The sequence below is a fragment of the Pseudomonas aylmerensis genome (assembly GCF_001702265.1).
GTDB lineage: Bacteria > Pseudomonadota > Gammaproteobacteria > Pseudomonadales > Pseudomonadaceae > Aquipseudomonas > Aquipseudomonas aylmerensis.
In genome coordinates this window covers 164454-180120 of record NZ_MAUE01000003.1, presented here as the reverse complement: position 1 = coordinate 180120, position 15667 = coordinate 164454, and the positions used below count along the sequence as shown (strand labels likewise).

The following is a 15667-nucleotide window of genomic DNA, read 5'->3' as shown; positions in this document are numbered from 1 at the left end:
AAAAAGAGGCGTGCCGTGCTGAACAAAAGACATTTGCCCTCGATCACTGCCCTGCAGTGTTTCGAAGCCGCCACCCGTCACCTGAGCTTCACCCGCGCCGCCGAGGAACTGAACCTCACGCAAAGCGCGGTGAGCAAACAAGTGGCGCAGCTCGAAGAACTGCTGCAGCACCTGCTGTTTCGCCGCGTGCGCCGCCGCTTGCAGATGACCCCGGCAGGCGACCTGTACCTGGTGGAAGTGCGCAAGATCCTCACGCAGGTGGAGATGTCCACGCACTACCTGCGCTCCTACGGCGGCGAGACCGAAGTGCTGCGCGTGTCCACGCCATACACGTTCGGCGCCCGCTGGCTGGTGCCGCGCCTCAAGGGCTGGCGCCTGCGTCACCCGCAGATCCACCTGGACCTGTGCAACGAGCAGGAGCCGGACGAGTTGCTGCAAGGCAAGGCCGACATGGCCTTCTACTTCGGCCAGGGCTCACGCCCCGGCACCGAGAGCCTGAAGCTGTTCAGCGAAGAACTGGTACCGGTGTGCGCGCCGGAGAGCCTGCCCGCGCAGCCGTTCACCGACCCGACCCAACTCAGCGAGCTGGTGTTGCTGCAGAACGCCTCGCGGCCCCAGGGCTGGCACGACTGGTTCGCGAGCCAAGGTTTCCACACCGAGCACAGCTACCACGGGCCGCGTTTCGACACGTTTTATATGTGCATCCGCGCCGCGCAAGTGGGCTGTGGCGTGGCGTTGCTGCCGCGTTTTCTGGTGGAGGAGGAGTTGGCCGAGGGCAAGCTGGTGATCCCCTGGCCGCATGCGATGCCGAGCCAGGATGCGTATTACCTGGCCTATCCGGAGCACTCGGCGGAGGTGCCCAAGGTGCGCGAGTTTGTGAAGTGGATGATGGAGCAAGTTGAACCTGTTTGAGCCCCGTCGCCTGACATGCCGCCTTCGCGAGCAAGCCCGCTCCCACATTTAAAATGCATTCCAAATGTGGGAGCGGGCTTGCTCGCGAAGGCGCCAGTGGCCACAACAAAGATCCCAAGATGAAAAAACGCTGGCAAAACCCCACAGGTCTATGCGCCACTAGCCCCCTTCCTTAATTGTGCGTAAAGGTCGGCGCCGATCGCCGACCCGTCTGGAGATTCCCGTTATGAGCGAGAGTGTGTTTGCCGATCGCATCGTGCAGAACCTGCTCGACACCGACTTCTACAAGCTGACCATGATGCAGGCGGTGCTGCACAACTACCCGAACGTGGAAGTTGAATGGGAATTTCGTTGCCGTAACAGCGAAGACTTGCGCCCGTACCTGGCGGAGATCCGCTACCAGATCGAGCGCCTTGCCGAGTTGAGCTTGAGCCCGGACCAACTGGGCTTCCTGGAGCGCATCAGCTTCATGAAGCCGGATTTCCTGCGCTTCCTCGGGCTGTTCCGCTTCAACCTGCGTTATGTGCAGACCGGTATCGAGAATGGCGAGCTGTTTATCCGCCTGCGCGGTCCGTGGCTGCATGTGATCCTGTTTGAAGTGCCGATGCTGGCCATCGTCAGCGAAGTGCGCAACCGCTACCGCTACCAGACCGTGATCCTCGAACAGGCCCGCGAGCAGCTGTACCGCAAGTTCGACTGGCTGACCGCCAACGCCAGCAGCGACGAGCTGTCTGAGCTGCAAGTGGCCGACTTCGGCACGCGCCGGCGCTTTTCCTACCGGGTCCAGGAAGAAGTGGTCAGCGTGCTCAAGCATGACTTCCCCGGGCGTTTTGTCGGCACCAGCAACGTGCATTTGGCCCGCGAGTTCGACATGAAGCCGCTTGGCACCATGGCCCATGAATGGATCATGGCCCACCAGCAACTGGGCCCGCGCCTGATCGACAGCCAGATCGCCGCCCTCGACTGCTGGGTCCGCGAATACCGTGGCCTGCTGGGCATCGCCTTGACCGATTGCATCACCACCGACGCGTTCCTCGGCGACTTCGACTTGTACTTCGCCAAGCTCTTCGACGGCCTGCGCCACGACTCCGGTGACCCGGTGCAGTGGGCAGAAAAAGCTATCGCCCACTACCACAAGCTCGGCATCGAGCCGATGAGCAAGACCCTGGTGTTCTCCGACAGCCTGTCGTTGCCCAAGGCGCTGGAGATTTTCCGTGCGCTGCGCGGTCGGATCAATGTGAGCTTCGGCATCGGCACTAACCTGACCTGTGACATTCCAGGGGTGGAACCGATGAGCATCGTGCTTAAAATGACCGCCTGCAATGGCCAGCCCGTCGCGAAAATCTCCGATGAAGCGGGCAAGACCCACTGCACCGATCCGAATTTCGTCGCCTATTTGCGTCACGTTTTCAAAGTACCTGCCCTTTCCAGCAAGGAGTGAATCATGCAAGCCGTACAGCGTGAGATTGCGCAGCAGCTCAAGGTCCAAGCACCGTTCAAAGACCAGGCGGCCCTTGAAGCCGAAGTTGCGAGGCGTGTGGCATTTATCCAGGACTGCCTGCGCAATTCCGGGCTCAAGACATTGGTGCTGGGCATCAGCGGCGGCGTCGACTCCCTGACCGCCGGCCTGTTGGCCCAACGCGCGATGCAGGAACTGCGCACCCGCACCGGGGATGAAGCCTACCGTTTTATTGCCGTGCGCCTGCCCTACGAAACCCAGTTCGATGAAATCGACGCCCAGGCATCGGTGGACTTTATCGAGCCGGACGAGCGCCACACCGTCAACATCGGCCCGGCGGTGAAGTCGCTGGCCAATGAAGTCGCGGCATTCGAAGGCAAGGCCGCGGTGTCCCGCGATTTCGTGCTGGGCAACACCAAGGCGCGCATGCGCATGGTCGCGCAGTACACCATCGCCGGCGCGGCCGGTGGCCTGGTGATCGGCACCGACCATGCGGCGGAAGCCGTGATGGGCTTTTTCACCAAGTTTGGTGACGGCGCCTGCGACCTCGCCCCCCTGAGTGGCCTGGTGAAAAACCAGGTCCGCGCGATTGCGCGGCACTTTGGTGCGCCGGAGTCGCTGGTCGAGAAAATCCCGACTGCCGACCTCGAAGACCTGTCCCCAGGCAAGCCTGACGAAGCCTCCCATGGGGTGACCTACGCCGAGATCGATGCGTTCCTGCATGGTGAGCCGGTGCGTGAGGAAGCGTTCAAGATCATCTGCGACACCTACCGCAAGACCGAGCACAAGCGGGTCATGCCGTTCGCGCCGTGAACACTGTGGTGAGTGGGCCGCTGTGGCGAGCGGGCTTGCCCCGCGTTGGGCCGCGCAGCGGCCCCAGTGAGTTGAACGCGGTCATTCACACAAGCCATGTGGCAGTTTTTGGGGCCGCTTCGCAGCCCAACGCGGGGCAAGCCCGCTCGCCACAGGTTTTCGCCGCCCACAAAAAAAGCGCCTGAAAAGGCGCTTTTTTTTCGACCGTAGTCGGCTTACTTCACGACAACAGTGCCTTTCATCATCGAGATGTGGCCTGGGAACGAGCAGAAGAACGCGTAATCCGTACCGGCGGCCAGTTTCGACACATCGAAGGTCACGGAATCGTTCTCGCCAGCACCGATGATCTTGGTGTGGGCGATGATGCGGGTGTCGCCATCTTTCAGGTAGTTCTTGTCGATGCCGGCAGCCATGCCGTCGCTGGCGACGCCAGGCATGTCGGCGGCGGAGCTCAGCACCCAGTTGTGGCCCATGACGTTTTTCGGCAGGTTGCCGGAGTGAGTCAGCTCAACGGTGAATGTCTTGCAGCTTTTGTCGATTTCAATGGCCTTGGTGTTGAAGGACATTTGATCAGTGGAGTCGACGGTGACCTTGCACTCTGCAGCAAGCAACTGGCCGCTCGCCAGAGTCAGCAGGGAAACAGCAACGAGTTTGGCAAACATGTGAATCTCCAAGGCAGGGTTAAAAAACGCGTATTGCGACAAGGGTGCCTCATGCAGGCGTAAATTCTTATGATCTGAATCAACAGATTGTATACAACTTTAGGCTATCAGACTTATCAACACAATCTACCAGCTAAAGTAGCGACACCTGCCTATGATCGGCCCATCACCCTTTGGAGTCCGAACCATGCGCCTCAATCACCTGTTCAACGGCCTGCTGGCCGCGTACGCCTGCGGTAAGTGAAGGCCAAGCGCCCCTTGAAGCTGCTACCATGACGGCCCAAGGCAGCTGCGCGCCGCCCACCCTCACCTTCGACCCTAGAGGATCGCCCATGGCCAAACCTAATTACTCCTTCGCCAAACGTCAGAGAGACTTGGCCAAGGAGCAGAAGAAAGAGGAAAAGCTGCAACGCAAGAAAGCCGCTGCAGATGAAGAAGCCGGCGCACTGAACCCGGATGCCGAAGGCGAAGTAGCGACTGACGACACCGAGACACCGAAAGACCCGGCTGAATAATTGATCTGTTGCGCCAGGTCGCAAGCGGGCTTGTCGTGGCTATCGGACTTGCCGTGACAAGCGAGCTTGTTGTGGCGAGCGGGCTTGCCCCGCGTTGGGCTGCGAAGCGGCCCCAATATATCCCCCGTTAGATCAGATAGACCGCAGTATCAGACTTCAGGGCTGCTGTGCAGCCCAACGCGGGGCAAGCCCGCCCGCCACAAATAAGAAGCCCGATCCTCACTCCAGCGGCATCACCGTCACCCGCACTTCCGGGTCATGGCTGCCTCCCCCCAGGATCACCCCGCGCAACGGCGATACATCGGAAAAGTCCCGGCCCCAGGCCAGGGTGATGTGTTCCAGTGCCGGCTGTACATTGTTCGTCGGATCAAAATCCACCCACCCCGCGACCGGGCAATACACCGAAACCCACGCATGTGACGCATCGGCGCCGATCAGCCGTGGCTGGCCGGGCGGTGGCTGGGTCAACAGATAACCGCTGATATACCGCGCCGCCAGGCCTCGCGAGCGCAGGCACGCGAGCATCAGGTGGGCGAAGTCCTGGCACACGCCGCGCCGGCGCTCCAGCACTTCCACCAGCGGCGTGGCGACCTGGGTGGCTTCGGCATCGAAGGTAAATTCGCTGAAGATCTTTTCCATCAAGGCCTGCACGCCCAACAGCAACGGTTTGCCGGGAGGGAAACAGCTCTCGGAAAACTCGACGAAGGTTTTCTTCAGGTGCACATAGGGCGATTCGAAGCGATAGCGGCACGCCTCGACCAGCTGTGGCGACAGCGGCTGGCTGCTGTAGGTCAGGCTGTCACGGGTCTGGTCCCAAGGCGGTGACTGCTGGAAATCCAGCGTCGGCCGCGCCAGCACTTCGACGGTGAGCCCGGCATTCACCAGCAATTCATCATGGGGCCGCTCGAACGCCAGCCGTGTGATCGGGTTGCCGAACACGTCCAGCTCATCGCGACGCGAAGACGGCGGCGGGCTGATCTCCAGCTGCTGCGCGCTGCAGCGCTGCCAGGCGCAGGGGCGCGGCCACAGGTGCGCCAGCTGCTGGGCCAGGGACACCGGGCTGTCGTAGTGGTAGTGGGTATCGTGGAAAATCTGGTAGCGCGCACTCATCACACCGACACCGTTTGCTGGCTGACATCATCCACATGGGCAAAGTGACGCAACGCCAGGCGGTCCGACACTTGCCCGCTTTCATCGGCGACCGCCTGCAACAGGTCGGCCAGCCCCTCCAGCGCGGCACGCACGCTGGACTCGCCAAACAGCGGGTTTTCCAGGCAGCCCAGGTCGAAACGCGCGAGGCGCTCGACCAACGGCGCCAGGCCGGTTTCGCGCGGCACACCGAAGTCGTCGTTGAGGCGACGCAAGGTGCGGCTCACCAGTTTCAGCTGGAACAGCACGGCGTGGGGGTTCTGCTCATCCAGCAGCAACAAGTCCAGCACCGGGATCAGTTGCGGCACCGCCAGGTAACGCGAACGATAGGTGATGCTGCTGTTGCCCAACTCCAGCAACCACTCCAGCCCCGCCTGGTCGAACACCGCCACGCCGCGCAGGAATGCCGCCAGGCTGCTGCTGAGAAATTGCAGGCGCTCGATGCGCCGGCCCATCATCAAAAAGCGCCAGCCTTCATCGCGGGTCATGTCGTCCAGCGCAAAGCCGGACAGCGCCGCCAGGGACATCACCAGGCGGTTGAGAAAATCCAGCAACTCGCCAAAATCCGGGCTTTCGCTTTCCAGCTCCAAGGCTTCGCGCTGCAGCTCGACCAAGGCCTGCCAGTTCTCGCGGGACAACTTGCCGCGCACCTGCGACGCCGCCCACTGCAGGCGCTGCAGGTTGGCACGCAGGCTCGACGGCCAGTCATCGCCGAGCAACGCCGCGAGCAGGCGCTCGGGCAACTCGCCTTCCTCCGGCAACAAACGCAAGTTCTCACCCAGCTCGACCGCGGCCTGCAGCGCCAACGGATCGTCGCCATCGACGTAGCGCGCGAGCACAATGCGCAGCCAGCGCGCACTGTCATCGCAGCGCTCGCAATAACGCCCGAACCAGAACAGGTTTTCCACCACCCGTGACGGTAGATACGGGTCGCGGCGCACCAGATCATGCGCGCCAATCGCCCGTTGCGCGCGCCAGTGCTCGCCACCGGCAGCCCGTTCACCGAGGACCCAGGTGTCCTTGCTGGCGCCACCGCGTTGCATCGACACCACCTCGGCATCGGCTTCGGCCGCCACGCGGGTCAGGCCGCCGGGCAGCACGCGGTAGCCATCCTCGCTGGCCACTGCATACACACGCATGCCGATGGCGCGGTGCTGCAGGTGATCATCCACGGTGTGCCACACCGGCGCCTGGGACAGCTGCGCCAGCTCTTGGGCGACATACGCGTAAGGCCGCGCGCGCATGCGTTCGGCGAGGGCCTGGCGCTGCTGGTCATTCAAGTCGCGGCCAAATACCGGGGTGAAGCTTTGCGACGGAAACGCCGGCTTGATCAGCAGCTCCGGCAATTTCTCCAGGGCTTCGGCCAGCACCGGCGCTTCACCGCACCACCAGGTGGCGATGGACGGCAGGATCAGCTCTTCGCCAAACAGGAACTGGTTGATCTTCGGCAGGAAACCGAGCAACCCCGGCGACTCCAGCACGCCGCTGCCCAGGGCATTGGCCACCAGCACATTGCCCTGGCGCACGGCGTCGAGCAGGCCGGGCACGCCGAGGGCCGAGTCGGTACGCAGCTCCAGCGGGTCGCAGAAGTCGTCATCCAGGCGCCGCATGATGGCGTGCACCCGGCGCAGGCCGCTGAGGGTCTTGAGGAAGACGGTGCTGTCGCGCACGGTGAGGTCGCCGCCCTCCACCAGCGGGTAGCCGAGCTGGCGCGCGAGGTAGAGGTGTTCGAAATAGCTCTCGTTGAAACGCCCGGGTGTGAGCAGCACGATCAGCGGCGGCTGGTCATCGCCGGGCGCTTGGCGGGCCAGGGTTTCCTGCAGCGTGCGGAAGAAACCGGTGAGGTGCTGCACCTGCAGGTCGCGGTACAGGTCCGGAAACGCCCGCGACACGATGGTACGGTTTTCCAGGGCATAGCCGGCCCCCGACGGCGCTTGCGTGCGGTCGGCCGTCACCCACCAACGGCCATCCGGGGTGCGCGCCAGATCCACCGCATACAGGTGCAGGAACGCCCCGTCCGGCGGCTGGATGCCCTGGCACGGCCACAGGAAGTTGTTGTGCCCGAACACCAGCTCAGCGGGCAGCAAGCCCTCGGTGATCAAGCGTTGCGGCCCATACAGGTCAGCCAGCACCGCATTGAGCAGGCGCGCCCGCTGGGCGATACCCGCTGCCAGCTGCTGCCACTCATCGGCAGCCAGTACGTGCGGCAACAGGTCCAATTCCCACGGACGGTCAGCGCCCTTGGGGTCGGCGTAGACGTTGTAGGTTACGCCATTTTCCTGGATCTGCCGGGTCAGCAGCGCCTGGCGCTGGGCCAGTTGCGCGGGAGTGCTGCGCTGCAGGTGATCGAGCAGGCGCTGCCAATGGGCACGCACCGCGCCGCTGTCGTCGAGCAGTTCGTGATAAGTGCCCGCAGTCAGCGGGTAACGGTCGAGCAAGTCGGGCATGGAACGCTCGGCAGAGGCAAGGGAAGTCAGATTAACTCAAATTTACTGCGATCCAATGTGGGAGCTGGCTTGCCTGCGACAGCGGTTTTCCAGTCATCTTATTGGCTGGCTGATACACCGCTATCGCAGGCAAGCCAGCTCCCACATTTTTCGAACCGCGTTCAGTCATTTTTATTGGGGAAACGCCGTAAATCCAGGGTCATCGGTAGCTCATCGTTGATGATCATCGTCGGTACCTGCAGCTTCCCAGGCGTATGCCCCAACCTGAAAAACCGCGCCATCCGCCGGCTCTCGGCTTCATTGGCATTCACCGGCAAGCTGTCGTAGTTGCGCCCGCCCGGATGGGCCACGTGGTACTGGCAGCCGCCCAGGGAGCGCTGCATCCAGGTGTCGAGCAGATCGAATACCAACGGCGCATGCACCGCGATGGTCGGTTGCAGACAGTTGGCCGGTTGCCAGGCGCGGTAACGCACGCCGGCAACGAACTCGCCGACGCGCCCGGTGGGTTGCAGCGGCACCGGGATGCCATTGCAGGTCAGCAGATAACGCTGCGGCGGCAAGCCGCTCAACTTCACCTGCAAGCGCTCCAGCGATGAATCGACATAGCGCACCGTGCCGCCCACCGCGCCCTCTTCACCGAGTACATGCCAGGGTTCCAGGGCCTGGCGCAATTCCAGTTCGATGCCGCTGACTGCGTAGTCGCCGACCTTGGGAAAACGGAATTCCAGGTGCGCGGCAAACCATTCGGCGCGCAGTGGGTAACCGGCGGCATTGAGTTCGACGATCACATCGGCAAAGTCCTGCTCGATAAAGTGCGGCAGCAGGAAACGGTCGTGCAGTTCGGTGCCCCAGCGCGCCAGCTTTGGCGGTGCATAGGGTTCACGCCAGAAGCGCGCGACCAACGCGCGCAGCAACAGCTGCTGGGTCAAGCTCATGCGCGCATGGGGCGGCATTTCAAAGGCGCGCAATTCCAGCAGGCCCAGGCGGCCGGTGGCGCCATCCGGTGAGTAGAGTTTGTCGATGCAGAACTCGGCGCGGTGGGTGTTGCCAGTCACGTCGATCAGCAGGTTGCGCAGCAAGCGGTCCACCAACCACGGCGGACACTCCTCGCCCGGTTCGGGCATTTGCGCGAAGGCGATTTCCAGCTCGTACAGCGCATCGTTGCGTGCTTCGTCGACCCGTGGCGCCTGGGAAGTCGGGCCGATGAACAGCCCGGAAAACAGGTATGAAAGCGAAGGATGGTTATGCCAGTAGCTGATCAAACTGCGCAGCAAATCCGGCCTGCGCAGGAACGGTGAATCCTTGGGCGTGGCGCCGCCGAGTACAAAGTGGTTACCGCCGCCGGTGCCAGTGTGACGGCCGTCGATCATGAATTTCTCGGTGGTCAACCGGGTTTGCCGAGCCTCTTCGTAGAGGAATTCGGTGCGCTCCACCAGCTCGTCCCAGGTGGCGGACGGCTGCACGTTGACCTCGATCACACCAGGGTCCGGCGTGACGCGGAAGTTGCTCAGGCGCGTATCCGCCGGCGGCTCGTAGCCTTCGAGCAGCACCGGGCAAAGCAGCTCTTCGGCGGTGGCTTCGATGGCGGCCACCAGCTCCAGGTAATCCTCCACGCGCTCCAGCGGCGGCATAAACAGGTACAGGCGCCCTTCCCTGGCCTCGGCGCACAGGGCGGTACGGGTCAGCCAGTCGGCGGACTCGTCTACCTTCGGCACGCGCTCGTCGCTCGGCGCGGGTTCACCGTGGCTCTGCAGTTGCGCGGTTGTCGGCAGCCCCGGCTGATCCTGGTTCGGGTCGGTGGGATGCACAAAGGGATATTCCGCCGCCGTCACCCACGGTTGCGAGGCCAAGGGCAAGCGATAGCCCAGCGGCGAATCGCCCGGCACCAGCCGGCAATGGTTATCGCGCAAGTACCAGCGCCCGCTCTGCCAGCGATCATTGGCGGCGGTGCGCGCCAGCGGCAGCACCTGGCCGATGACTTTATCCAGGCCCTGGCTGAACACTTTGCGCAGGCGTTCGCGCTCAAGGTCATCACTCAGGCGCGGGTCTTGGGCGGTGACGTTTTGCGGCAGCGCGCCTTCGCGCCACAGGTAATAGAAATTGTCTTCGAAGGCCGGGAACACGAAACGCGCCGGCAGCTTCAGACGCTCGGCGACACTGGCCAGAAAACGCCCGGCCAGCGCGCCATCGGCGCCGTAGTCCTGTTGTTCATCGGCGATCAGCGCGCTGTTGTGCCAGATCGGCACGCCGTCGCGGCGCCAGTAACAATTGAGCGACCAACGCGGCAGTTGCTCGCCGGGGTACCACTTGCCCTGGCCAAAGTGCACCAGGCCTTTGGGCGCATAGTGCTTGCGCATGCGCTGGAACAGCTCGGCGGACAGCCGTCGCTTGTCGGGCCCGAGGGCGGCGGTGTTCCACTCGGCGCCGTCGGGGTCGTCGATGGACACGAAGGTCGGCTCGCCGCCCATGGTCAGGCGCACGTCATCCTTGAGCAGGTCGCCGTCAATCTGCCGGCCCAGGGCCTGGATCGCCAGCCATTGCTCTTCGGTGTAGGGCTTGGTGACGCGTGGCGCTTCCCAAATGCGTTCAACCGACATCTCGTGGGTAAATTCGCACTCGCAGGGTTCCACCAACCCACTGATTGGCGCGGCGGATGATGGATCGGGACTGCAAGCGAGCGGGATATGCCCTTCACCGGCGAACAGCCCGGAGGTGGCATCCAGACCAATCCAGCCGGCGCCGGGCAGATACACCTCGCACCAGGCGTGCAGGTCGGTGAAGTCCACCTCCGTGCCGGACGGGCCGTCGAGGGCTTTGACGTCGGCGGTGAGCTGGATCAGATAGCCGGACACAAACCGCGCCGCCAAGCCCAGGTTGCGCAACAATTGCACCAGCAGCCAGGCCGAATCGCGGCAGGAACCGGAGGCGTTTTCCAGGGTAAATTCCGGGGTCTGCACGCCCGGTTCCATGCGGATCAGGTAACCGATATCGGCAGCCAGGCGCTGGTTGAGGCCGACCAGGAAATCCACGGCCGGCAGCGGCGTACGGTCGATGCCGGCAAGGTAGGCGGCAAATCTCGGCGTCAGCGGCAGGGTTTCCAGGTACGGCGCCAGCTCGCGCTGTTCATCGGCGGCGTAGGTGAACGGGATTTTTTCGGCGTAGGGCTCGAGGAAAAAGTCGAATGGGTTGAACACCGCCATCTCGGCGACCAGGTCGACTTCGATGCGCAACTCGTCGGTCTTTTCCGGAAACACCAGGCGCGCCAGGTAATTGCCCTGGGGGTCCTGCTGCCAATTGATGAAGTGCTGCTCGGGCAGCACTTTCAGCGCGTAGGACAAAATCCGCGTGCGGCTATGAGCCGCCGGGCGCAAACGCACGATCTGTGGGCCGAGTTCGACAGCGCGGTCATAGCGGTAATGCGTAACGTGGTGCAACGCGACATGAATCGACACGGCGGCCTCCTGCGAGCCAGGGCATGGACACAACGCGCGCAAGACTTATGCCAGAGCGGCGGTCATTGCGCTTTATCGTGGGACCCGGTGCAGTACAGCACCAAAACGGCGCCGTGGCTGCGGTAATGGTGCGAGGGTTGCACATTTATGTGGCGGTCATGTGAGCGGGGGTGGTGAATCTACCCAGTCAGCGAGCTTTTTGGCGGGCGCTGATGGCTTCGCGCAGGAGGCGAACTTCGACCAGTTTCTGGCGCATTTCACGGTGACGCTTGCTGTTGAACAGCAATAGCCCAAGCAATGGGAACACGAGGCTCAAGGCATACATCAGCGCATTCGGTTGATCATTGAGGGTTGGCAGTACACTCAGAAAGCACACCCCCAAAAGCACCACGACCGGCCACGTCCATTGGGGATGCCCGCGGGCGATCATGAAATTGCAGTGCACGATGATTAGCGTGAGCGCGATACCCACCAGGAAGGCGTACTTGGCGTTATCTGCCATGGACAGGCTGGGCATATAGCTGTCGAAGAACACCGGAACCGTAAACACGAGGGTGAAAATCGAGGCAAATATCGCCCCCATGAAGACCGGGAAATACGTCGACAGAAAACTGCGAATGCTGGGCAGTTCGTTCATTGCTCGGCCTCCTCATACAGCCCTACGGCAATTGTGCGCACGTTCCCCGACACTGCGCTGCCGGTAAAACCAATGACTGCGCCCAAGGCATCCTTGATCTGCGTGACCGTTGCATGTTTGACCTCGGTGGGCGTGAACCGCTTAGGCAACTCGCCCGACAACTGCTTCAGCTTGATCATCTTGGACGTCAGGCGTGGATCGTTGATGCTCAACAGCTCTTTGGTCAACTTGGCGCGCTCCTGTCGATTCAGGCCCCTGAGCACCTCCCTCACACTTTTTCCGGTGGCGGCCTTATTCAGCCGCACCAGCTTGACCGTTGCCAGCGCCGATGAACCTACCCCGACCAACGACGCCGCATCCAGGGCAATCATGGTGTATTGGTACCACTCCTCACTGTCGAGCTGATCATTGCGCGCGGGGTTACGGATCTCATTGACCGTGCGATAGCCGCTGGCAAAACACTGCACGGAACTGGCTGCCGCAGCCGTGTAGCCAAGCGCCACGACCACCGAACTGGCGCCTGCCGAAAACGGGACCGCGACGGAACCACTGAGCACCACAATCCAACCGATGACCGCGCCGGCACACGACAGCGTGGTATTGACCGCTTCGCCCACCAGCCGGGACTCACGCGGGTTGTCTTGCACCTGTTGGGCGAATTGCGTTGGCGCGATGTACTTCTGTGCCTCACGCAGGATCAACCGCTTGGGTGCGATGCTGCAGATAGGCTGGAATTCGCGCAGAGTGACGACGTTGAACTCGGCATCGATATACACAACACCGGCACCGACAATGGCGGGGTCGGCATCGATGGCAGCGAACAGGCGCGGCAGGTTGATCTGGCTTTCGATGCGCTGGCGCGCCATGAATTGGGAGCGGTTGGAGTCCATGCCAATGTTGAGCAGGGGGTTGCTCATGGGTGTTCTTCCTTGAAATGAAGGGTGCCTGAACTGACGCCTTCGCGAGCAAGCCCGCTCCCACATTCGCGCGCATTCTCATGCTGGAACTCGGACAAATGTGGGAGCGGGCTTGCTCGCGAAGGCGATTCAATGGGCGCCACCTTAACAAACAGGTACGCCAGCGAATAGAAAGCAAAACGCCAGCACGAGGCTGGCGTTTTGCATTTTCAGGTTGCGATCAGCGCGGCACGACCGGCTTGCGCGCAGGCTTGCCGCCCTTGCCCTTGGCCGCATCCGCGCGTTCCTTGGCTGCCTGCTTGTTGCGCGCCTGGGCGGCGGCCTTGGCTTGCTCGCGCTTGTCCCACGGGTTGCTGCCGTCGCTGCCACGCGGTGGCAGGCCGGTGTGCTGGGTGAGGATCCGGGTGGTGGTTTCCTTGGCAACCTTGTGGCTGCCGGCCGGCGTCGAGTTCTTGCGACGCGCGCTCTGGTAGCTGTCGGTGCTCGGCTGATGCAGCGGGATCAGTTGGTCCTTGCCCGGGCCGATCAAATCGGCACGGCCCATGCGGGTCAGCGCCTCACGCAGCATCGGCCAGCCTTTCGGGTCGTGGTAGCGCAAGAAGGCCTTGTGCAGGCGGCGCTGCTCTTCGCTCTTGACGATGGTCACCGCGTCGCTCTTGTAGGTGACCTTGCGCAGCGGGTTCTTGCCCGAGTGGTACATCGCGGTGGCGGTGGCCATCGGCGACGGGTAGAACGCCTGCACCTGGTCGGCGCGGAAGCCGTTGCCCTTGAGCCACAAGGCCAGGTTCATCATGTCTTCATCGGTGGTGCCCGGGTGGGCGGCGATGAAATACGGGATCAGGTACTGCTCCTTGCCCGCTTCCTTGGTGTACTTCTCGAACATGCGCTTGAACTTGTCATAGCTGCCAATGCCCGGCTTCATCATCTGGTTGAGCGGACCTTCCTCGGTATGTTCCGGGGCGATCTTGAGGTAACCACCGACGTGGTGGGTGACCAGCTCCTTGACGTACTCCGGCGACTCGACCGCGAGGTCGTAGCGCAGGCCGGAAGCGATCAAAATCTTCTTCACCCCCGGCAACGCGCGGGCGCTGCGGTACAGCTGGATCAAGGAGGAGTGGTCGGTGTTCAGGTTCGGGCAGATACCCGGGAACACGCACGACGGCTTGCGGCACGCGGATTCGATTTCCGGGCTCTTGCAGGCGATGCGGTACATGTTCGCGGTCGGGCCGCCGAGGTCGGAGATCACGCCGGTGAAACCCGGCACTTTATCGCGGATCTCTTCGATTTCGCGGATGATCGACTCTTCGGAACGGTTCTGGATGATGCGACCTTCGTGCTCGGTGATCGAGCAGAAAGTGCAGCCGCCGAAGCAGCCACGCATGATGTTCACCGAGAAACGGATCATGTCGTAAGCCGGGATCTTTTCCTTGCCGTACACCGGGTGCGGAACGCGGGCGTAAGGCATGCCAAACACGTAGTCCATTTCTTCGGTGGTCATCGGAATCGGCGGCGGGTTGAACCACACGTCCACTTCACCGTGCTTCTGCACCAGCGCGCGGGCGTTGCCCGGGTTGGTTTCCAAGTGCAGCACGCGGTTGGCGTGTGCATACAGCACCGCGTCGCCACGGACCTTTTCCACCGATGGCAGGCGGATCACGGTCTTGTCGCGGGTCATCTTCGGGCTGGCCAGGATCTGCACGACCTTGGCTTCTTCCGGATCGTCCTGCGGGCCTTTTTCCTGCTCGATGGCGCAGGCCTGGGTGTCCTGGGTGTTCACGTACGGGTTGATGATCTTGTCGATCTTGCCCGGACGGTCGATCCGCGTGGAGTCCACTTCATACCAGCCTGCCGGCGTATCACGACGAATGAACGCGGTGCCGCGCACGTCGGTGATGTCTTCGATCTTGTGACCCCACGACAGGCGCTGGGCCACTTCGACGATAGCGCGCTCGGCGTTGCCGTACAGCAGGATATCGGCGGTGGCGTCGATCAGGATCGAGTTGCGCACACGGTCCTGCCAGTAGTCGTAGTGGGCGATGCGGCGCAGGGAGGCTTCGATGCCACCGAGCACGATCGGCACGTTCTTGTAGGCTTCCTTGCAACGCTGGCTGTACACCAGGCTCGCGCGGTCCGGGCGTTTGCCGGCCATGCCGCCAGGGGTGTAGGCGTCGTCGGAACGGATTTTCTTGTCGGCGGTGTAGCGGTTGATCATCGAGTCCATGTTGCCGGCCGCGACGCCGAAGAACAGGTTCGGCTCGCCAAGCTTCATGAAGTCGTCTTTGGACTGCCAGTTCGGCTGGGCAATGATACCGACGCGAAAGCCCTGGGACTCCAGCAGCCGGCCGATGATGGCCATGCCGAACGATGGGTGGTCCACGTACGCATCACCGGTGACGATGATGATGTCGCAGGAATCCCAGCCAAGCTGATCCATCTCCTCCCTGCTCATTGGCAGGAATGGCGCAGGACCGAAACATTCGGCCCAGTACTTGGGATAGTCAAATAACGGCTTGGCTGTTTGCATGACGGTGACCGGTGTTGAGATGAAAAATCGCGGGCGCGGAATATAGCACAAATTTTGACCAATTCCGACGGCAACAGTCGGAATTGTGCTGAAGCCATCGGGGGCAAGCCCGCTCCCACACTGATTAGTGAATACATCCAGATGTGGCCGCTGGCGTGCCGGCGATGAGGCCGTTGAAGG

11 protein-coding genes are annotated in these 15667 nt (G+C 62.4%); 4 read left to right on the top strand and 7 right to left on the bottom strand.

What is annotated here, in order from left to right; translation table 11 throughout:
• Positions 1-15 precede the first annotated feature (15 nt).
• From BBG20_RS03165 to nadE, 3 genes are all read left to right on the top strand, one after another.
• A complete protein-coding gene (locus tag BBG20_RS03165) occupies positions 16-912 on the top strand; it encodes a LysR family transcriptional regulator (RefSeq protein ID WP_065900161.1) in 897 nt (298 codons plus the stop codon).
• A 226-nt stretch (positions 913-1138) separates the two neighbouring features.
• Positions 1139-2353 (top strand): nicotinate phosphoribosyltransferase, encoded by a 1215-nt coding sequence (gene pncB, locus BBG20_RS03160; protein ID WP_065900159.1) that lies wholly within the window; start codon positions 1139-1141, stop codon positions 2351-2353.
• A 3-nt stretch (positions 2354-2356) separates the two neighbouring features.
• Positions 2357-3184: an ammonia-dependent NAD(+) synthetase gene (gene nadE / locus BBG20_RS03155; RefSeq protein WP_065900157.1), complete on the top strand. Its 828-nt coding sequence runs from the start codon at positions 2357-2359 to the stop codon at positions 3182-3184.
• A 215-nt stretch (positions 3185-3399) separates the two neighbouring features.
• Here nadE and azu read toward each other — a convergent pair whose 3' ends face one another.
• Positions 3400-3846, bottom strand: coding sequence for an azurin (gene azu, locus BBG20_RS03150; RefSeq protein ID WP_065900155.1), 447 nt, complete (start codon positions 3844-3846; stop codon positions 3400-3402).
• A gap of 332 nt (positions 3847-4178) precedes the next feature.
• Here azu and BBG20_RS03145 point away from each other — a divergent pair, with 332 nt between their 5' ends.
• Positions 4179-4361 carry a hypothetical protein gene (locus BBG20_RS03145; protein ID WP_065900153.1) on the top strand — a complete coding sequence of 61 codons (183 nt, stop codon included), beginning with the start codon at positions 4179-4181 and terminating at the stop codon, positions 4359-4361.
• Positions 4362-4580: 219 nt separating this feature from the next.
• On the opposite strand, the gene BBG20_RS03140 is transcribed toward BBG20_RS03145, so the two are convergent.
• The 6 genes from BBG20_RS03140 to BBG20_RS03115 all read right to left on the bottom strand — a co-directional run bounded on the left by BBG20_RS03140 (position 4581) and on the right by BBG20_RS03115 (position 15487).
• Positions 4581-5471, bottom strand: a complete 891-nt coding sequence (locus BBG20_RS03140) for a transglutaminase family protein (protein ID WP_065900151.1) — start codon at positions 5469-5471, stop codon at positions 4581-4583.
• Positions 5471-7957: a circularly permuted type 2 ATP-grasp protein gene (locus BBG20_RS03135; RefSeq protein WP_065900148.1), complete on the bottom strand. Its 2487-nt coding sequence runs from the start codon at positions 7955-7957 to the stop codon at positions 5471-5473. Before BBG20_RS03135 ends, BBG20_RS03140 begins: the two co-directional genes overlap by 1 nt.
• A gap of 161 nt (positions 7958-8118) precedes the next feature.
• A complete protein-coding gene (locus tag BBG20_RS03130; RefSeq protein ID WP_065900144.1) occupies positions 8119-11409 on the bottom strand; it encodes a transglutaminase family protein in 3291 nt (1096 codons plus the stop codon).
• 187 nt (positions 11410-11596) lie between these two features.
• Positions 11597-12046 (bottom strand): hypothetical protein, encoded by a 450-nt coding sequence (locus tag BBG20_RS03125; protein ID WP_065900143.1) that lies wholly within the window; start codon positions 12044-12046, stop codon positions 11597-11599.
• Positions 12043-12963: an NAD synthetase gene (locus tag BBG20_RS03120; RefSeq protein WP_065900142.1), complete on the bottom strand. Its 921-nt coding sequence runs from the start codon at positions 12961-12963 to the stop codon at positions 12043-12045. Before BBG20_RS03120 ends, BBG20_RS03125 begins: the two co-directional genes overlap by 4 nt.
• A gap of 220 nt (positions 12964-13183) precedes the next feature.
• Positions 13184-15487: a YgiQ family radical SAM protein gene (locus tag BBG20_RS03115; protein WP_065900141.1), complete on the bottom strand. Its 2304-nt coding sequence runs from the start codon at positions 15485-15487 to the stop codon at positions 13184-13186.
• Between the last annotated feature and the right edge of the window lie 180 nt (positions 15488-15667).